The organism is Brachybacterium sp. AOP43-C2-M15, from assembly GCF_052446295.1.
Taxonomy (GTDB): Bacteria; Actinomycetota; Actinomycetes; order Actinomycetales; family Dermabacteraceae; genus Brachybacterium.
On sequence record NZ_JBQSWB010000001.1, the window covers coordinates 263,293 to 281,950 of the forward strand.

Annotated in this window: 19 protein-coding genes; 9 read left to right on the plus strand and 10 right to left on the minus strand. The window is 73.4% G+C overall.

Annotated features, from left to right (window positions below):
• Positions 1–110: 110 nt before the first annotated feature.
• From ACT3SP_RS01145 to ACT3SP_RS01175, 7 genes are all read left to right on the plus strand, one after another.
• Positions 111–1,115 (plus strand): universal stress protein, encoded by a 1,005-nt coding sequence (locus ACT3SP_RS01145; RefSeq protein ID WP_444585395.1) that lies wholly within the window; start codon positions 111–113, stop codon positions 1,113–1,115.
• 59 nt (positions 1,116–1,174) lie between these two features.
• Positions 1,175–1,921 (plus strand): hypothetical protein, encoded by a 747-nt coding sequence (locus ACT3SP_RS01150; protein WP_444585396.1) that lies wholly within the window; start codon positions 1,175–1,177, stop codon positions 1,919–1,921.
• A 160-nt stretch (positions 1,922–2,081) separates the two neighbouring features.
• Positions 2,082–2,813 (plus strand): copper chaperone PCu(A)C, encoded by a 732-nt coding sequence (locus ACT3SP_RS01155; RefSeq protein ID WP_444585397.1) that lies wholly within the window; start codon positions 2,082–2,084, stop codon positions 2,811–2,813.
• Entirely contained in the window at positions 2,810–4,090 is a 1,281-nt protein-coding gene (locus ACT3SP_RS01160) for a Dyp-type peroxidase (protein ID WP_444585398.1), read from the plus strand. Before ACT3SP_RS01155 ends, ACT3SP_RS01160 begins: the two co-directional genes overlap by 4 nt.
• A 174-nt stretch (positions 4,091–4,264) precedes the next feature.
• Positions 4,265–5,755, plus strand: coding sequence for a gluconokinase (locus tag ACT3SP_RS01165; RefSeq protein ID WP_444585399.1), 1,491 nt, complete (start codon positions 4,265–4,267; stop codon positions 5,753–5,755).
• Between the two features lie 76 nt (positions 5,756–5,831).
• On the plus strand, positions 5,832–6,770 hold the full coding sequence (locus tag ACT3SP_RS01170; protein WP_444585400.1) for a methyltransferase family protein: 939 nt from the start codon (positions 5,832–5,834) through the stop codon (positions 6,768–6,770).
• Positions 6,771–7,197: 427 nt separating this feature from the next.
• Positions 7,198–7,944, plus strand: coding sequence for a DUF559 domain-containing protein (locus tag ACT3SP_RS01175; RefSeq protein ID WP_444585401.1), 747 nt, complete (start codon positions 7,198–7,200; stop codon positions 7,942–7,944).
• Positions 7,945–8,088: 144 nt separating this feature from the next.
• Here ACT3SP_RS01175 and ACT3SP_RS01180 read toward each other — a convergent pair whose 3' ends face one another.
• The 6 genes from ACT3SP_RS01180 to ACT3SP_RS01205 form a co-directional block, all read right to left on the minus strand.
• Entirely contained in the window at positions 8,089–9,360 is a 1,272-nt protein-coding gene (locus tag ACT3SP_RS01180; protein ID WP_444585402.1) for a mannitol dehydrogenase family protein, read from the minus strand.
• Entirely contained in the window at positions 9,360–10,796 is a 1,437-nt protein-coding gene (uxaC, locus tag ACT3SP_RS01185) for a glucuronate isomerase (RefSeq protein ID WP_444585403.1), read from the minus strand. The genes ACT3SP_RS01180 and uxaC overlap by 1 nt, the downstream gene beginning before the upstream one ends.
• An 86-nt stretch (positions 10,797–10,882) precedes the next feature.
• Positions 10,883–11,887: a LacI family DNA-binding transcriptional regulator gene (locus tag ACT3SP_RS01190; protein WP_444585404.1), complete on the minus strand. Its 1,005-nt coding sequence runs from the start codon at positions 11,885–11,887 to the stop codon at positions 10,883–10,885.
• Positions 11,888–12,060: 173 nt separating this feature from the next.
• The gene (locus tag ACT3SP_RS01195) at positions 12,061–12,381 is read right to left on the minus strand and encodes a DMT family transporter (protein ID WP_444585405.1); all 321 of its coding nucleotides are present in this window, start codon (positions 12,379–12,381) and stop codon (positions 12,061–12,063) included.
• On the minus strand, positions 12,378–12,719 hold the full coding sequence (locus ACT3SP_RS01200) for a DMT family transporter (protein WP_444585406.1): 342 nt from the start codon (positions 12,717–12,719) through the stop codon (positions 12,378–12,380). Before ACT3SP_RS01200 ends, ACT3SP_RS01195 begins: the two co-directional genes overlap by 4 nt.
• A complete protein-coding gene (locus tag ACT3SP_RS01205) occupies positions 12,716–13,300 on the minus strand; it encodes a TetR/AcrR family transcriptional regulator (protein WP_444585407.1) in 585 nt (194 codons plus the stop codon). Before ACT3SP_RS01205 ends, ACT3SP_RS01200 begins: the two co-directional genes overlap by 4 nt.
• A gap of 137 nt (positions 13,301–13,437) precedes the next feature.
• Between ACT3SP_RS01205 and ACT3SP_RS01210 the strand changes: the two genes are divergently transcribed.
• Complete coding sequence (locus tag ACT3SP_RS01210; RefSeq protein WP_444585408.1) at positions 13,438–14,034, plus strand: GNAT family N-acetyltransferase; 597 nt, start codon at positions 13,438–13,440, stop codon at positions 14,032–14,034.
• 65 nt (positions 14,035–14,099) lie between these two features.
• Here the strand turns inward: ACT3SP_RS01210 and larB are convergent, their stop codons facing one another.
• The 4 genes from larB to ACT3SP_RS01230 all read right to left on the minus strand — a co-directional run bounded on the left by larB (position 14,100) and on the right by ACT3SP_RS01230 (position 17,892).
• Positions 14,100–14,828: a nickel pincer cofactor biosynthesis protein LarB gene (gene larB / locus ACT3SP_RS01215; protein WP_444585409.1), complete on the minus strand. Its 729-nt coding sequence runs from the start codon at positions 14,826–14,828 to the stop codon at positions 14,100–14,102.
• A complete protein-coding gene (locus ACT3SP_RS01220; protein ID WP_444585410.1) occupies positions 14,821–15,618 on the minus strand; it encodes a GDSL-type esterase/lipase family protein in 798 nt (265 codons plus the stop codon). Before ACT3SP_RS01220 ends, larB begins: the two co-directional genes overlap by 8 nt.
• A complete protein-coding gene (gene larE, locus ACT3SP_RS01225) occupies positions 15,611–16,471 on the minus strand; it encodes an ATP-dependent sacrificial sulfur transferase LarE (RefSeq protein ID WP_444585556.1) in 861 nt (286 codons plus the stop codon). Before larE ends, ACT3SP_RS01220 begins: the two co-directional genes overlap by 8 nt.
• Positions 16,472–16,536: 65 nt before the next feature.
• Entirely contained in the window at positions 16,537–17,892 is a 1,356-nt protein-coding gene (locus ACT3SP_RS01230; protein ID WP_444585411.1) for a lactate racemase domain-containing protein, read from the minus strand.
• Positions 17,893–18,055: 163 nt separating this feature from the next.
• On the opposite strand from ACT3SP_RS01230, the gene ACT3SP_RS01235 reads away from it, so the two are divergent.
• Entirely contained in the window at positions 18,056–18,658 is a 603-nt protein-coding gene (locus ACT3SP_RS01235) for a class I SAM-dependent methyltransferase (protein ID WP_444585412.1), read from the plus strand.

The window sequence follows — 18,658 nt, forward strand, 5'->3', positions numbered from 1 at the left end:
TCGCCCGTGCCGGTCGAGGGGCTCCAGGCCTAGGATGAGGTGACCGACGGCGGACTCCACCCCGGGGGCGCCGCCGTCGGACCTGAGAGCCCCCGGCCCAGGAGGTCGAGATGCACGACGACGACGTCACCGCTCAGTCCCCCCTGCCCGTCGATCCCGACGCCCGCCCCCATGGGGTCCTCGTCGGCTACGACGGCTCCGACCACGCACTGCGGGCGCTGCACTACGCCGCACGGGCCGCGAAGCGCCTCGACTGCATGCTCACGGTCGTGACCGCCTACACGGTCCCCACCATGGCGTACGCGGACGCCGCTCTCCTGCCCAGCGTCCCCGCGCCCGTCGCTCGGCTCGCCGCCGCCCAGGAGGTGCTCGACCGGGCGCGCGAGCAGCTGCACGGCTACTCGGGGGCGGTCGATCTGCGCACCGAGCACGGCGATGCCGCGGGGGTGCTCGTGCGGCTCTCCGCCGCGGCGCAGCTCGCCGTGGTCGGCGCCCGCGGCCGCGGCGGCTTCTTCGGACGCCTGCTCGGCTCCGTCTCCTCGGCGCTGCCGGCGCACGCCCACTGCCCCACCGTGGTGGTCCCGCGCCAGTACGAGATCCTCCTCGACCAGGGCGCGGCGAGCTTCGCCCTGCTCGAGGACGACTCCCCCGTCGTGGTGGGGGTGGACCGCTCCGAGCAGAGCAGCGCCACCGTCGAGCTCGCGGCGCAGGCGGCGCTGACCCGTCGCGCCCCGCTGCACCTGATGATGTCGATGCCGATGCCGGAGAGCTGGGGCAGCTCCTACATGGCCTGGCTCCCCGACCCCGACCTCCTCGAGCGGCATCGCGCCGAGCTGGCCGAGGGCCTCGAGGCCGACGCCCAGGACCTGCGCACGCGGTACCCGGAGCTCACGGTCACCTCCGACGTGGTGCTCACCGAACCGGTGACGACCCTGCTGGAGCACACCTCCGCCGCCCAGCTCACCGTGCTGGGCACCCGAGGCCATGGGCGCATGGCCAGCACCCTGCTCGGCTCCGTCTCACGGGCCGTGCTGCAGCGCGCCGAAGGGCCCGTGATGGTGGTGCCCGATCTGAGCGGCGAGCGGCAGGGCAGGTTCCCGGAGCGCCCGCGCTGAGCCCGTCCGCGCGGGGCCCATCCGCGCTGAGCCCGTCCGCGCGGGGCACAATGGGTCGCATGACCGCGAGCCGCACCCCTCTGCGCCTGCTGCGCGGGGGCACGGCCGCCTCGCTCGCCACCGCGGTCGCCCTGGGCGGGCACCTGGTGGGCGGTGGGGCACCGCCGTCCTGGCTCGGGATCGCGATCCCCTGGTGGCTCGCCGTCACCGCGTGCACGGTACTGGCCGGCACCCGCTTCTCGCTGCCCCGCATGGTCGCGGCAGTCGTGACCAGCCAGGCCCTGTTCCACGGCCTGTTCACCGCCGGCACCCCGGGGGATCCGGGCCTCACGCTCGTCGCCCCGCCGGGCTCCCATCTGGGCCACGGTGCGCACGGCGCCCACGGCCCCGGCGCGATCCACACCGGCACGATCCCTGTCGGCACGGCCCTCGAGCACTCCGGGCCCGCCGTGACCGGGGGCGTCCACGGAGCAGGACACGGAGCAGGGCACGGTGTCGCCGAGGTCGCCGAGCACGCCCTGCACGGCAGCCATGGGGATCTGCGGATGCTGCTGTGGCACCTCGCGGCCGCCCTGGTCACCTCGCTCCTGCTGCATCGCGGGGAGAGCTTCCTGCTGCGCTGCGCCGCGCTGGTGGGCGCGGTCCTCACCGTGCTCGCCGATCCGCCGCACGGGCTGCCGCTGCCCCGCGTCGTGCTGCCCCGACCGGCACGCCCGGTCCCCGATCTCGTGCACCTTCCGCCCGCCCAGCGGGCCGTCCTCGCTCCCCAGCTGCGCCGCGGCCCGCCCCTGGTCCTGGCCGCCTGAGCCCCGTCGACGCCGCGCGTCGCCGGTCCTGCCCCTGCGCCTGCTCAGGCCGCCTGTCGGAGGAACGCCCCGCACGCGCCCGTCGTGCGGGTCCCGCACCGCTCCCCGTCGGCCGCGACCTGCGCCGCCGGCCGCCGGAGCGATCCCGAAAGGACCACTCATGTCCCGCAGCACGTCCCACAGCTCCGCCCTGCCCGTCACCGCATCCGTCTCCTCATCCGTCTCCGCATCCGTCTCCCCACCCGCCGCCCTCCCCGTCTCCGCGCCGCTTCCCCGACGCGCGGCCCTCGCCGCCCTGCTGCTCCCCCTCGCCGCCTGCTCCGGCGGCACGGGAGGCGGCGCCGACGGGGCGCGGAGTGCGAGCGACGGCGGCTCCGAGGACGGCGCCGAGGCACGCGCCGACGGGGGCGGCCTCACCGTCACCGACCCCTGGATCAAGGCCGCCGCGAGCGGCATGAGCGCCGCCTTCGGCACGGTCACCAACGGCACCGACCAGGATCTGGTGCTGGTCGCCGCGACCACGCCCGTGAGCCCCGCCGTCGAGCTGCACGAGACCGCCTCCGACGGCTCCGGCGGCATGAGCATGCGGGAGAAGGAGGGCGGCTTCGCCCTGCCCGCCGGCGAGGAGCTCGTGCTCGAGCCGGGCGGGAACCACCTCATGCTCATGGACCTCGCCGAGCCGCTGCTGCCCGGCGACGAGGTGGAGCTGACCCTCGAGTTCGAGGACGGCACCGAGCACCCGTTCACGGCGACGGTCAAGGACTTCGCCGGGGCCCAGGAGCAGTACGAGCCCGAGCACTCCCCCGGGTCCGGCGCGTCCGACGGCGGCGGCGAGCACGACGAGAGCGGTCACGCCGAGCACGGGGACGCCGGGCACGGGGCCGACGAATGAGCGCGCACGAGCCCACCCCGCCCCCTGTCCCTGCCCACGGCCCGTCGCGTCCCGGCCGCCGCCAGCTGCTGCGCGCCGGTGGCCTCGGCATGGGCGCGCTCGGTGTGGGCGCGGCGGCCGTCGGCCTGGACCGCTCCCTGCAGGGCCCTCGCGCAGCCGGCGCGGCGAGCGGACGGGACGGCGCCGATGCGTCCGCGGTGCACGGCGGCCTCACCGTCCCCTTCCACGGCGAGCACCAGGCCGGGATCGGGACGCCCGCCCCGGCCTCGGCGATGTTCCTGGCCCTGGACCTGCGCGAGGGCGTGGACCGCGACGGGGTCCTACGGCTGCTGCGCCTGCTCACCGACGACGCGGCCCGCCTCACCCGCGGCGAGCCCGCCCTGGCGGACACCGAACCGGAGATGGCCTCGGAGCCGGCCTCGCTCAGCGTCACCGTCGGCTTCGGCCCGGGCCTCATGGAGCGCGCCGAGCGGAGGTCCCCGCCGTGGCTCGCCCCGCTGCCGGCCTTCGGGATCGACCGGCTCGAGGACCGGTTCACCGGCGGTGAGCTGCTGCTGCAGGTCGCCGCCGAGGATCCGCTGACCGTCTCCCACGCGGCGCGGATGCTGCTCAAGGACGCCCGGTCCTTCACGACGGTGCGCTGGGTGCAGCCGGGCTTCCGCCGCGCGCGCGGCACGCAGGCGCCGGGCATCACCATGCGCAACCTGTTCGGGCAGCTCGACGGCAGTGCGAACCCCGCGCTCGACTCGGAGCACTTCTCGACGGTGGTGTGGATCGAGGAGGGGCCCCTCGCCGGAGGCACCTCGATGGTGATCCGCCGGATCCGGATGGATCTGGACGGCTGGGACGAGGCGGACCGTGCGGCCCGGGAGGCGGCCGTCGGGACCCGTCTGGACTCCGGGGCACCGCTCAGCGGCGGCACCGAGTCCACCGCACCGGACTTCGCGAAGGCCTCCGCCCATGGCTTCCCGGTGATCGGCGAGTTCTCCCACATGCGCCGGGCCCGGGGCGTGGACGAGGGCCAGCACCAGGAGATCTTCCGTCGGCCGTACAACTACGACGAGGCACCGCCGCCCGGGGCCGGGTCGGTCTCCGAGTCGGGGCAGATCTTCGTGTCCTTCCAGGCCGATTTGGAGCGACAGTTCCTGCCGATCCAACGCCGACTGGACACGCTGGACCTGCTGAACCAGTGGACCACCCCGATCGGCTCGGCCGTGTTCGCGATCCCGCCGGGATGCGCCGAGGGCGAGTACCTGGGACAGTCCGTGCTGGAGTAGCCGGGCGCGCCGACGGGCCGGGACCACGGGCGCCGCGTCGTCGTCCCGGCCCTGTGGCAACCCGCGGCCAGGCGCCGGCCGGTGCCACGGCGGCTCGTATGCTGGTCCGACGGCCCGCGCCGCCGCCTCGACGCCGAGCGCGCGCAGGCACCCCGACGACTGCAGGAGACCTCCATGCCCCGCTTCAGCATCCCGGCCGAGGACGCCCAGGGCCCCCTGGTCGTCGGGATCGACATCGGCTCCGGCGGCACCCGCGCCGCGGTCTACGACGCCTCCGGCCGCGAGGTCGACAAGCGCACCCACAAGGAGGCGCACGCCTTCACCGTGGACGACGACGGCACCAGCACCATCGACGCCGATCAGGTGGTCGAGGAGATCCACACCTCCCTCGCCGCGGTGCTCGGCGACGGGCCGCTGCCCGGCGAGGTGCTCGCGATCGGCTTCGACACCTTCGCCTCCTCACTGGTCGCGGTCGACGCCGACGGCAGCGCGCTGACCCCCTGCATCACCTACGCCGACACCCGCTGCCACGCCCAGGTGGACCAGCTCGCCGCGACGCTCGACGTGGACGCGCTCCATGAGCGCACCGGCGCCCGCCTGCACTCCTCGTACACCGCGCCGCGCCTGTCCTGGCTGCGCGAGACGCATCCCGAGGTCGTCGCCCGCACCGACCGCTTCATGGCGCTCGGCGAGTACGCGGCCCTCAAGCTTCTGGGCAGGGCCGCGCTCGGCACCGCCTCGGCCGCCTGGTCCGGCATGATCGACCGCCGCACCGGCCAGTACGTGCCCGAGCTGCTCGAGGCCGTGGGCGTCGATCTGTCGATGATGGGGCCGGCGGTGGACCCGGACGACGCGCTGCCCGTCGAGGGCACCCCGCTCGCCGCGGAGTTCCCGCAGCTGCGGCGCGCCGTGTGGCTGCCGGTGATCGGCGACGGCCTGGCCGCGAACCTCGGGATCGGCGCGCTGGGCGCCGGGACCTGGGGCATCTCCACCGCCACCTCGGGCGCGATCCGCCAGCTGCTGGACTCCGAGATCCCCGCCCTGCCCAGCGGGCTGTGGGCCTACCGCGTGGACCAGCAGCGCACCCTCGTCGGCTCCGCGATGAGCGACTGCGGCCGCGTGCTGGACTGGTGCCGCAACGAGCTCGCGATGCCCTTCGACATCGACGCCACCGACACGGCGACGCTGTTCTCCGGACCTCCCTCGGACGGCACCCCACTGGTGATCCCCTTCTTCTCCGGGGAGCGCGGCACCAAGTGGCGCGGCAGCTCGCGGGCGATGTTCGCGAACGTCGGCGCCTCCACGACCTGGAAGGACATGCTGCTCGGGGCGATGGAGGGCGTGGCCCTGTCCTTCCTGCGCATCGCCGACCAGATGCGCGAGGCCGGCGGCGAGCCCGAGCGGATCGTGCTCTCCGGCGGCATGACCGGCGCGATCCCCGGCTGGCTGCACCTGCTCTCCGACGCCCTGGCGATGCCGATCGACCACGTGGCCGTCTCCCGCTCGACCATGCGCGGCGCGGCCGTGATGGCGCTCGAGCAGGCCGCGCCGGGCGTGCCCGTCGCCGAGGTCCCGGTGCTCACCCGCGTCGAGCCCGTCGCCGCGCACGCCGAGTACTACCGCGAGCGCCTCGAGCGCTTCGAGAAGCTCGCCGACCTGGCCTGAGAATCGGAGGCCGGGTCCGCGCCCACCGGGCCGACTCTCCTGGTCCCGCCTCGTCCGCGGATATCCTGGCTCGGCCATGCCACTGCTCCGCCGCGCGTCGGGTCGCGCCTACTTCGCCCTCCAGGCCCTCGCGGGCGCGCTGTGGTGGGTGCTCGTGCCCACGGTGGAGGCAGTCCGCACCGCGACCCTGGGCCGGCTCGATCCGCTGCTGGTCGGGGCACTGGACATCCCTCTGTTCGTCGTGGCCTCGGCGCTGGTCGCGCTCGGCGTGCGCCGTGCCGCCTGGGTGGCGGCGCCCTGGACCCTGCTGGTCACCACCGGGATGGTCCTGTACGCGACGCTCACCGGTGAAGCGGGATGGGGTGCGGTGGCGATGCTCGCCGCCTCCGCGGGCTCGGTGGGCGCGGGGCTGCTGGTGCTCCAGGGCCGGATCCCGGTGGAGCGGTTCCTCGTGGGGCCGTTGGCCTTCCGCCCGGCCCGTCGGCCCCTCTCCGAGTCACCCCTGGTGGCCACGTTCGTGCAGATGACGGCATTCTGGACCCTGTTCCTGGTGGTTCTCCCGCTGCCGGCGATCTGGCTCGAGCGCCGCTGGGGCGTGGCCGTGCTGCTCGGTCACGGCGCCGCCGTGGCGATCGCCGTCGCCGGGATGGTGCTCCTCCTGGTCGCGAGCGCCCTCGGCGTGTGGTCGGCGGCGACGATGGCCCGGCTCGGCAGGGGCACTCCCCTGCCCGGGGCGATGGCGCACCGCCTGGTGGTCGCCGGCCCGTACCGCTGGGTGCGGAACCCGATGGCGGTCGCCGGGATCGCGCAGGGCGTCGCGGTGGGCCTGCTCGGCGCCTCCTGGCTGGTGATCGTGTACGCCCTGGCCGGCGGGGTGCTGTGGCATCTGCTGGTGCGTCCTCTCGAGGAGCAGGACCTGGCCGCGCGCTTCGGCGAGGACTACGCCCGGTACGCCGCCACGGTGCGCTGCTGGCTCCCGGCCCTCCCCCGCTCCTCCTGGCCCGCCACCCCCTGACCCGCGACCTCTCGCGCCCCCAACCCCTGTCCCCCTGCGGTGACCGAACAGTCTGGTGCGTCTGTGTTCCACCCATGGAACACAGACGCACCAGACTTCGCGGTCCGCAGGTGATGGCCGAGCGCATCTCGTGACGGTAGGGGTGCGCACGGGATCGGACGTGCCCGCACGGAGGACGCCACGGAGCACGGTTCCTCCCCAGCGGCTGCGCATCCACAGGACGAGCTTCGGTCTCGCCCCGCCGTCGGGTCCTGCTCTACGGTCCTCGCCCATGACACCTCGTTGGTCCCCAGGTCCCCGCAGCCTGTACCGACGGTCCGAGCTCCGTGCCCGGGGAGTGCACCCGAGACGCCTGGCCTCCCCGGAGTTCGTCGAGGCCATCCCGGGTTTCCTCACACCCTCGGCAGCCCCGGCGAGGCTCGAGCTCGTGGCCCGACTGCTCGTGCGCGAGCTGGGGCCACGTGCCGTGATCAGTCACGCCTCCGCGGCCGAGCTGCTCGGCGTCCCCCTCCCCCGCCGCCTCGAGTACGAGCGCACACGCACCGTGCACTGCACCGTCCCCCGGTCCGAGCGCCGCCGTTCCGCAGGCGGCGCCGTGATGCACACCGGTCCAGGCGGACGGACGACGCAGGTGGGCGGCGTCCGGGTGAGCGGACCGCTCGCGCTCCTCGCCGAGCTGGCCGCGGATCTCGACCACCTCGCCCTCGTGGCCGCCTGCGACCACCTGGTGGGTCCTGCCTCGAGGGTCCTTCCCCTGGTCCCGCTCGAGCGGCTGAGGAGCGCGGCCGAGCAGGCCGTGGGCACGTACCGCATCGGCCGGGTCCGGGCGGCCGCGGCCGACGCCCGCGAACGGGTCGAGTCGCCCAAGGAGACCGAGACGCGCCTCCTCCTGCAGGGCGCCGGATTCGCGGAGCCCACGATCAACCTGCCGCTCCGGGCGCCGCGGACCGGGGAGAGGTTCCGTCTGGATCTCGCCTACCCGGAGCTCCGGATCGCGATCGAGTACGACGGCTTCTGGCACAGCACGGATCGACGGCGCCACCGCAGGGACCGCCGCAAGGACGACGTGCTCCACGAGCTCGGCTGGCGGGTGGTCCGCGTGTCGGACGAGGATCTGCGCGACCCCGACCACTTCCTGGGGCGCCTGACCCACCTCGGCGTCCCCCTGAGCTGACCCCGGCCCCACCCCTCCCCAAGAGTTACTGATAGGTCTGGTGCGCTGGTGTTCCGATCATGGAACACCAACGCACCAGACTGTCCGGTCACTGCATGAGGACGGGCCAGTGCCGGGCCGGGCAGGGTCGGGGCGGGCCGCGACTCAGGGGCGCGGGAGGCGCCGCTCCTCGGCGATGACCGCGTCCACCAGGGGGTCGATGGCCGGGACGTCGAGCAGGGCGAGCAGGGAGCTCACGCGCTCGGTGGTGTCCTCGAGCGCGACCGCCGCCGCGATGGCCTCGGACTTCGGGTCCTGCACCTCGTGCCCGCCGCGCACGCGGTCGGTGACCCAGGCGGTCCAGGCGGCGATCGCGGAGACCTCGCCGGGCGCCGTGTCCGGGCCGCCGAGCTCGGCGATCACCGGCAGCGCCCGCACGGGCAGCTTCGCGGTGCCGTCGGCGGCGATGCGGATCAGGTTGTCGGCCAGGCGCGGGTTGCGGAACCGCTCCTCGAGGGCGTCGGTGTAGGCGTCGAGCTCGTCGGCCGGCAGGGGCAGGGTCGCACGGGCCTCGGACCACAGCTGCTCGACCAGGGCCCGCACCTCGCGGTGCGCGATCGCCTCGTCCACCCGCTCCACCCCCGCGACCTGCCCGGCGTAGGCCATGAGGGTGTGGGCGCCGTTGAGCAGGCGCAGCTTGCGCCGCTCGTGCACCTCGAGGTCGTCGGTGAACTGCACCCCGGCCTTCTCCCATTCGGGGCGACGACCGCGGAATCGATCCTCGAGCACCCACTCGGTGAAAGGCTCGGTGACCACGGGGACGGCGTCCACGAGGCCGGTCGCGTCGCGGACGGTCTGCGCGGCGTTCTCGTCGGCCGACGGGGTGATGCGGTCGACCATCGAGGAGATGACGTCCACGTGGTCCTCGCACCAGGCGCGGGTCTCCTCGTCGAGCTCGGCGAGCACCGCCTCGCGCAGCACCTCGCCGTTGCCGGTGAGGTTGTCGCAGGAGACCAGGGCGATCGGCTCGGCGACCCCGGCCTCGCGGCGGGCCTGCAGCCCGAGCGCGATACGGGCAGGGACGGAGGTGGCCGGGTCGCTGCCGGCCGCGTAGCCCTTCTCGGTGATGGTCAGGGTGACCACCGCGGTGAAGGGATCGGCGAGCAGTTCCACCAGGGTGTCGACATCGGAGGCGGGGTGCACCGCGTCGATGACGTCCACGAGGCTGACCTCGTCGCCCTCGGCGCCGCGCACGATCAGTCCGTACTCTCCGTGCTGCGCGTTCAGTGCATCCGCCATCGCGGCGGAGCGACCGGTGAACGCCACGACGGACCAGCCGCCGGCGCGCTGGGTGGCGACCAGGGTGTGGGCGCGGGCGAAGTTGCCGATCCCGAGATGGACCAGGCGGCCGACGTCCGAAGGGCTGGGAGTGCTCATCAGTTCTTCTCTCCTGCGGCGCCGAGGCGGAAGACCTCGCGCGGCTGCTGGTCGGGCAGGGTGGCCACGAGCTCCTCGGCGTCCTCGAGACGCAGACGGTGCTCGGCGACCAGTCCTGCGAGGTGCGTCGCGTCGAGACGACGGGACATGTCGTGCCGGGCCGGGATCGAGCAGAAAGCGCGGGTGTCGTCGATGAACCCGCTGGTGCGGCTGTAGCCGATGGTCTCGGAGACCGCGCGGCGGTAGCGCAGGATCGCGTCGGGCGCATCGATGAACCACCAGGGCGCCCCGGCGTACACCGAGGGGTAGACGCCGGCCAGCGGGGCGATCTCGCGGGAGAACACGGTCTCGTCGATCGTGAACAGCACGGTGCGGAAGTTCGGCGAGTGGCCCACGTCGTTGAGCATGGGGCGGAGGTGGTGGACGAAGTCGACGGCGACGGGGATGTCGAAGCCGACGTCCGCACCGAACCTGTCGAACATCTCGTCGCTGTGGTTGCGCGCGACCGCCGGGTGGAGGGTCATCACGAGCCCGTCCTCCGCGGCCAGGCGGGCCTGGTCGGCCAGCAGGTGGCGGCGCAGGGCCACGGCCTCGTCGGCGCCGATCGCGCCGTCGCGCGCGGCGGTGTAGAGGCGTCGCGCCTCCTCGTCGCCCAGACGCTCGGTGCCCGGGTCGATGTGGGCGTGGTCCGAGGAGACGGCGCCGTGGTCGCGGAAGTACAGGCGGCGGGTGCGCATCGCCTCGAGGTGACCGTCGTAGGTGCCGGTGTCGACCCCGGCGGCCTCGCCGAGCGCGTCGACCAGCTCGCGGAAGTCGGCGCGGGCGGGCTCGAGGTACTTGTCGGGGCGGAAGGTGGGGATCACCCGTCCGGTGAAGGCCTCGTCGGCGGCCAGCGCGTCGTGCGGGGCGAGGTCGTCGACCGGGTCGTCGGTGGTCGCGAGGACCTCGATCCCGAACTGGTCGAACAGGGCGCGGGGGCGGAACTCCGGGCGGGTGAGCTTCTCGGCGATCTCGTCGTACATCGCATCGGCGGTGCGCGGGTTCAGCACGGTCCCGAGGCCGAACACCTCCGAGAACTCGTGCTCCATCCAGTAGCGGGAGGGGGTGCCGGCGTAGGCGTGCCAGTGCTCTGCCAGCAGGTGCCAGGCCCGGCGGGAGGCGGATTCGTCCAGCGGGCCCTGGCCCACGCCGAGGTCGGCGAGGTCCACTCCGCGCGAGTGCAGGAGGCGGTTGACGTAGTGGTCCGGGGTGATGAACAGCGACGTCGGGTCCCGGAAGGGCTCGTCGTCCAGCAGCAGACGGGGATCGACGTGGCCGTGCGGCGAGACGATCGGCTGGTCCTTCTCCAGCTCGTACAGGCTGCGGGCGATGTCGCGGACTGCCGGGTCCGCGGGCAGGAGGCGGTCGGGGTGCGGAACGTAGGCGTCGTTGCTCATGGCGACATCCTCGCAAGCAAGCGGTGCTCCTTCCGGTCGTTGTCACCGGTTGCCGGGCCGACGGGCCCGTCCCCTCCCACCCGTCCTCAGGATCCGGACGTGCGCGGGCCGGTGGTGCCTCGCGGCACCAGCCGCACCGGCAGGGAGCCCTCGACCGGGGTGCGATGGGCCGACGGGTTCTCGATCCGCCGCACCAGGCGCTCGATGGCCGCCCGGCCCTGGGCCCGCTTGGGGCTGACCACGGTGGTGAGCCCTCCGCCGACGAGCCGGGAGAGCTGGATGTCGTCGTGCCCCATCACCGACAGCTCGCCGGGGACCTTCACGCCGACCCGCAGCGCGGAGATCAGGAAGCCGAAGGCGACCAGGTCGTTGTAGCAGACCACCGCGTGCGGGAGGGACTCGCGCAGCTCCTCGAAGGCCTGCTCACCGCCCGCGGTGGTGGGGGCGAAGGGACCGTGCCGCTGGATCTGCAGCCCGTGCTGGCGGGCGGCGACGCGCGCGGCGCGCCAGCGCTCCCCGTCGGACCAGGAGTTCACCGGACCGGCCACGTAGGTGACGGTGCGGATCCCGTTCTCGGCCAGGTGGGCCATCGCCTGGCTCATCCCGTGCTCGAAGTCGGGGGTGACCGAGTCGAGGCCGGCGACGCGGCGGTTCATCACCACCACCGGGATGCGCTTGGTGAGGTGGTTGAGGGTGGCGTCGGAGAGGCGGGACCCGGAGAGCACCAGTCCGTCGACCACGTTCAGGGCGCTCTCGAGGCTGGAGCGCTCGCGGATCTCGTCCTCGACGGTGTCCAGCAGGAGCAGCAGGAAGTCCAGCTCGTGAGCGGCCTCCTGCATGCCGGAGACGAGTTCGGCGAAGTAGGGGTTGGTGAGGTCGGGGACCTCGATGCCCAGGCGGTGGTGCCTCTCGGGCCGCTCCTGTGCCTCCGGCGCGGAGGTACGGTAGTCGAGCGCCTTCGCCGCGGCCATCACCTTCGCGTGGGTGGCGGCGCTGACCCGCCCGGGGCGCGAGAAGGCCCGGGAGACCGTGGACGGGGCGACGCCGGCGGACTCGGCGACGTCGTAGATCGTCACGCGCTTCTCCGCCATCCTGCGGCTCCGTCCTCGCCGCTGCCGGCGCTGCCTCGGTGCGGGCGCGCTGCGCCCTGATGTCCAGGTCGAAGCCTACCCCGTCAGAGGGCAACCGGCGGCAACCGGTCCGGGGAGCGGTGCGGCGAGAGCAGCGCCGCCGCGCAGCGCGCACCCGGACGGTCGCGCAGGGGTCAGTGCGCCCCGCCGAATTCGATGAGCAGCACGCCGATGGCGATCAGGCCCATCCCGCCAAGCATCACAGGGGTGAGCGCCTCGTGGAACAGGGCCCGCGAGATCAGGGCGGTGAGCACGATCCCGATCGCGGCCCACAGCCCGTAGGCCACCCCGAGCGGCATCCCGGCCGCGAGCGCGCCGGACAGCAGCGCGAAGGCGAGCAGGTATCCGAGCACCACCAGCGCGTACCAGGCGCGCCGGCCGTCGGTGGCCACGCGCAGGGAGAGGGTGGCGGCCACCTCGGCGAGGATCGCCCCTCCCAGCAGCAGCGCGCTCATCGTGCCTCCTCCGCCCGTGCGGTGCGGGAGCCGAGCTCGACGACCGCGACCCCGGCGGCGACGAGCACGATCCCGGCGATCTTGAGAGCCGTGAACGCCTCCCCGAACAGCACAGCGGACAGCAGCGCGGTGAGCACCACCCCGCAGGCGCCCCAGAGCCCGTAGGCGACGCCGAGACCCATGCCGCGCTTCAGCACCTGCGCGAGCAGCACGAAGGAGACCGCATAGCCCGCCACGACGACGACGTAGAGGACAGGGTGATCGAGCGCCCCGCGCAGGGAGAGGGTCGCGGTCACCTCGCTGAGGATCGCGCCGAGCAGCAGCAGCCACGCGATCATGCCGTCTCCCCGAGCAGCTCACGGGCGAGGCGACGCAGGGAGTCCGCCTCCGGGGCGGAGATCTCCAGCAGCCCCGAGGCCCGGTCGAACCAGGCGCCGTCGGCTAGGAGGCGCACGGCGAGGAGTCGGCGGCGGCCGTCCTGCCCGGTCCCGACGGGCACCTCGAGCCAGCGCTCCAGCTGCGCCTGCCAGCGCTCGGTGAGGGGGACGCGCAGCCTGGGGTCGGCGAAGATGACGAGGTCCGCCGCGGAGAGCGCGGCGTCGCAGGCCCAGTCGAGGTAGGCGAGGTGGCGCTGAGCAGCGGGGACGTCGGGCAGATCCGCGGCGCCGGTCCCGGCCCGTCGCCGGACGACCTCGAGCAGCTCGCTCTCGTACCGCGTCATGGTGTTCTCGAGCACGGCGGCGAGCAGCTCCTCCTTGGTGGGGAAGTGATACATCAGTCCGGCCTTGGTGACACCGGCCGCGCGAGCGGCGGTCTCCAGGGTGAGGGTGCCGCCGGCGCCGAGGTGGACCTCTGCGGCCGCGAGCATCGCCTCTCGGCCGGACGGGCGGTGCGCGGGGCGTGGGCTGCGAGCGGACATGCACTTACTTTACCCACCGGATGGGCAAGTAAGGAAGGCCGTGGTGGGCGACCGCACTCATCCAGGTCTACGATCACGGCCACGAGTCCCGTGCAACGGGCAGGGCGGCTCGGGTGGCCTGAGGAGGCGTCGACCGGATGACGGCGGTGCGGGTGGTGCCTGCGACAGCGGAGAGATGGCCGGAACTGGGGCGGGCCTTCGGGCCACGGGAGAAGAATCCCCACTCGTGCTGGTGCCAGCGGTTCCTTCGCCACGAGGAGCCCGATGACCGGAGCGCGCTCCAGCGTGAGATCCAGGACGCCCGGGAGCCCGTCGGCCTGTTGGCCTATGACGGCGGCGACGTGGTCGGCTGGACCCGGGTCGTGCCCCGCTCGACGCTTCCGGGGGTCACCACGAACCGGGCACTGGCCAGGATCCTCGACGATGACCCGCGTGCATGGTGGGTGTCCTGCTTCGTGGTGCGACGCGAGAACCGTGGGAGCGGCGTCGGGGGCTCGCTGCTGGACGCTGCGGTGGACTGGGCTGCACAGCACGGTGCTTCGGTCCTCGACGGTCACCCTGTCGACGTGGACGGGATGACCGGCACCCCATCACCCTCCGCCCTCTTCACGGGAACGCTCGCCATGTTCCAGCGGGCAGGGTTCACCGAGATCGGGCGCACCTACCGCACCCGACCCGTGATGAGACACCAGCTCCGGCACCGCCGGCCTCGCGTCCGCGACGCTTCGACCTGAGTGCGATTCCGCTGTGCCGGCCTGCTCGATCGGCCCGCCGAGCAGCGGCGAGCGAGCTCTGGGGATCAGCGCTCCGGCGGCGGGGCCCAGCGGGCTATCTGGGCCGCGAGATGGCCGGCACCGTAGCCGTTGTCGATGTTCACCACGCCGATCCCAGGGGCGCAGGCCGAGAGCATGGTCAGCGCCGCGGCGCGGCCCCCTTCGGCGACGCCGTAGCCGACGGAGGTGGGCAGGGCGACCACGGGCGCGCTGATCTGCCCGGCGACCACGGTGGGCAGCGCGCCGTCCATCCCGGCGGCGACCACCACGCAGGCGGCCTCGCGCAGCTCGGGCAGGCGCGCGAGCAGGCGGTGCAGCCCGGCGATGCCGATGTCCGCGATGAGGCGGGTGGGACGGCCGAGGTAGCGGGAGGTGAGCTCGGCCTCGCGGGCCACGGGCAGATCGCTCGTGCCCGCGCAGGCCACGACGACCAGGCCTCCCGTCGGCTCCGGGGGCTCGGCGGGCCAGGCCAGGAAGCGGGCGCCCTGGTCGTGGCGTGCCTCCGGGAGGGCGGAGAGCACGGCGGCGGCGCGGGCCTCGTCGGCCCTCGTGAACAGCACCGGGCCGAGGTCCTCGCGGCCCTCGGCGTGCAGGCGCGCGTACTCACCGGCGATCGCGGCGACCTGGTCCACGCTCTTGGCGTCGCACAGCACCGCCTCGGGGGCGCCGCGGCGGCGGGCACGGTCCAGGTCCAGCTCGACCAGGCCGTCGATCCGGCCGTCCGCAGCACGCGACGGCTCGAGGTTCTCAATCATCGGTGTCCGCTCCCTCCGGGGCATCGGTGGCGGCGTCACCGGTCAGGGCCTCGTGCACCGTGGCGGCGATCAGCTCATAGCCCTCGGCGGTGGGGTGGACGCCGTCGGGGCCCATCAGGTCGGGGTGGTCCTCGAGCGCCGCGTGGATGTCGATCAGTCCGGCGCCGGTCGCCTCGGCGACGTCCCGGACGGCCGGTCGGGCCTGTTCCGAGATCACAGCAGGGTCGAGCCTCCCAGCGGAGCCGACCACCGGGGGCGGGGTCAGGAGGTGGACGTCCGGGGCGCTGTCCAGCTGCTGGTACTCCTCGACGAACGCGGTCAGCTGCTCCTCGTAGGCGGCGACGTCCCAGGCGGGGTCACGGGCGTCGTTGGTGCCCAGCATGATCAGCACGATGTCGGGCTGTGCGTCGTGGGAGAGCCGGTGGGCGCTCTCGTCCCGGTACGGGAACTGTGCGTCCTCCAGGAGGCTGCGGTTGTCGACGCCGTAGTTGAGGACCTGGTGCTGCTCCTCGCCGAGCAGCTGCTGCAGGTGCTCCGGGTAGGAGGACGCGCGACCGGTGGCGGGGGCGGCGACGCCCAGGGTGTTGCTGTCCCCGACGGCCACGACCACGGTCCGGGAGGGATCGGCCTCGCCGGCTCCGCCGCTCTCACCGGCCTCGGGAGTCTCCGCGGTCCGCACGACGTGCACCCCGACCGCGGCGAGCAGGACGGCCAGCACCACCAGCGCGCCGGGGACCCACCATCGGGCCCGGTGCCGCGGTGGTGCGGGCGGGTCCGTGCCCTCAGCCATGTCCTGGCGCCCCCTTGCCGACGATCTGCAGGGAGAACAGTCCCGAGCGGATGCCGTCGAGGTCGATGGTCACGTGGGAGAACCCGGTCTCCTTGCCGGCGGCGACCAGCGCCGCGCGGATCTCGGGCTCCATGGCGCGGGGCAGCTCGTCGGTGGGCAGCTCGATGCGGCCCACCTCGCCGTGATGGCGTACGCGGCAGTCGCTGAAGCCCTGCTCGTAGACGGCGTCCTCGAGGTCGTCGATCTGGCGCAGCTTCTCGGGGGTCACGCTCTGGCCGAACGGGATCCGGGAGGCGAGGCATGGCGCGGCGGGCTTGTCCGCGACCGGCAGGGACAGCGTGCGCGCCACATTCCTCACCTGCCCCTTCGTCATCCCGACCACGGACAGCGGCCGCAGCACCCGGTGCCGGGTGGCGGCGCCGGCGCCGGGGCGGTCGGTGCGGGTGGCGTCGTCGGCGTTCTCCCCGTAGGCGACCGCGTCCAGCCGGTGCTCGGCGACGATCTCCTCGCCGATGCGGGTGAACAGCTCGTTCTTGCAATGAAAACACCGAGCAGCGTCGTTCTTCTGATAGTCGGGGTTCTCGCCCTCATGGGTGTGCACCTCGACCACCTCGGCACCGATCACGGCGGCGACCCGATGGGCGAGGCGGCGCTCGCGGCGAGCGAGCGAGGGGGAGACGCCCAGCAGGGCGACCACGTTCTCGGCGCCGAGGGCGCGCACGGCGAGCGCCAGCAGGGTCGCGGAGTCCACGCCGCCGGAGTAGGCGACGCCGAGGCGGCCGACGCCCTCGAGCTGTGCGGAGACCGCGTCGGCCAGGACGAGCTCCTCCCTCGCGAGCGCGGAGGTGGTCATACCGGTGACCTCGAACTCGGGTCGGCCGGGTGCGAACAGGGAGGCGGGGCGGAGGTCGGTGCTGGTCACGCGTCCTGCTCCCCGGCGCTGTCGCGCTCGGAGGCGAGGCGGAACAGCACCTCGCCGGCGTGGTCGATGACGAGGGTGTCGGGGTCGCTGCGCAGCGCCTCGATGTCGAGAGAGGCCGGGTCCATGTACAGCACGTTGTGCGCCTCGGTCTCCTCCTTCGAGATGGAGGTGGCGAAGTAGCGGTTCACCCGCTGCTTCTCCTCCCCGGTCGCGGGGTCGTAGGTGCCCAGGCCGGTGACGTGCGTGGAGTGGGCGAGCTCGCCCCAGGGGTGGTCCTTGAACCGGTCCCACTGCTTCGTGAAGTACTCGATGTTGTGATAGCCGATGTCGCGGATGCCGGGATGCATCGCGGCGACCTCGGTGATGTGCGGGGCGTAGATGATCACGTCGCCGCCGTCGGCGCAGACGGGCTCGGACTTGTAGAAGCCCTTGGCCCCCGTCCACATGTCGTCGTACATCTCCGGGACCAGCGCGACGATCCGCTGGTAGGGCTTGTCGACGTAGGTGATGTGGGTGAGCGCGGAGATCTTCGCGCACGCGGCCCAGGCGGCCTGCGGATCGCCGTAGGCGATCGCGCCGAGGTCCTCGCCGCCCTCCTTCACGTCCATGGTGAAGCAGTGCTTCTCGGTCTCGATGAGGCCGCTCGCGGCGTCGACGAGCTGGCGCACCGGGGTGATGCCGAGGGTGCCGATGATGCGGCTGGCCGTGATGAGGGCCCCCACCCAGTGGGAGATGTCGATGACGTCGTGCACCGAGCAGCCGGGGAAGAAGTACTTGTTGCCGCCGGAGAAGCCGACCACCTCGTGGGGGAAGACGGGGCCGACGATGAGGTTCACGTCCGACTCGACGCACAGGCGGTTGATCTGCACGCGCATGGGGACGTCGGTGAGCAGCCCTCCGGTGAGCTCGGCGATCCGCTCGGCGGAGATCTCCCCGAGGTCGGCGATCTGTGCGGGATCGTCCCAGGCGTGGTTGACGACGGTCCACTCCGGGTAGGTGGCCTGCGCGCCGCGCTCGGTGGAGCCGAGCAGCCTGTCGATCGCCTCCTCGCCCATCGCGGCATGGGTGCCCAGCGCGATGAGCACGGTCACGGAGGCGGCGCGGCCGGCGAGCGCGTCGTGGATCGCGGGCAGCACCTTGGGCAGCGGCACGGAGCGGGTGCCGTCGGGGATGATCAGGCAGACGCTCCTGCCGTCGTAGTCGGTGGCGGCGAGCTGCTCGGAGACGAAGTCCCGGATCTGCTCATCGGTGAGCGTGGCCTCGGGTCCGCCCAGGAGCGCAGCGCGTTCGGCCAGCCCGTCGGGGATCGGAGGGATCGTGGGACCCTGAGTCTGCGTCTCTGTCTGGCTCATCCCTCCACTATGCGCCGCCGGGCCTGACCAGGACAAGGATCGCCCGGCTGTTGCCATGAGGGGCGTGCGGCCGACGGGCGGCTCGATCTCGTGGGGATGCGGCTCGTCCGCTGACTCCGATGCTCTCGTGACGCCTCGGCGCGCGCCGATAGGATCCGTGGCCATGCAGCACTGCAGCGCGGACCGGGATTTCTCGGCGTACAACGCCGCTCAGCGGGCACGACCCGTGCGGCCACTCGCCCGCCGCGCCGCGGAGCTGGCAGCGGAGTGCTCGCGGACCGACGGGCCCGGGACCGCGGTGGAGCTCGGGTGCGGGATCGGGGTCGAAGCACATTTCCTGGCCGAGAACGGTTTCACCGTGCACACGGTCGACGGGGATGCGAGCGTCGAACCGGCCATGGCGGCGCTCTCCGCGGAGCGGCCGATCCACCACCGGACGGCCGACCTCGCGCAGCTGCGCGAGCTTCCTCCCGCCGATCTCCTGCTGTCCTGCGCCACGCTCCCGTTCGTGCCGCGGCCCGCCTTCGACGCCCTCTGGTCGACGATCCGCGAGGCGCTCCGCCCGTGCGGGATCCTCGCCGTCGACCTCTTCGGCGACCATGACGACTGGGCGGACACCGACGGCACCTACCTGAGCCGCGACGACGTGGAGGGGCTCCTCGACGGGCTCGAGATCCTCGAGCTCACCGAGGAGGAGCGCGACGGCCGCTCCTTCAGCGGCCCCAAGCACTGGCACACCTTCCAGCTGATCGCCCGCAGACACTGA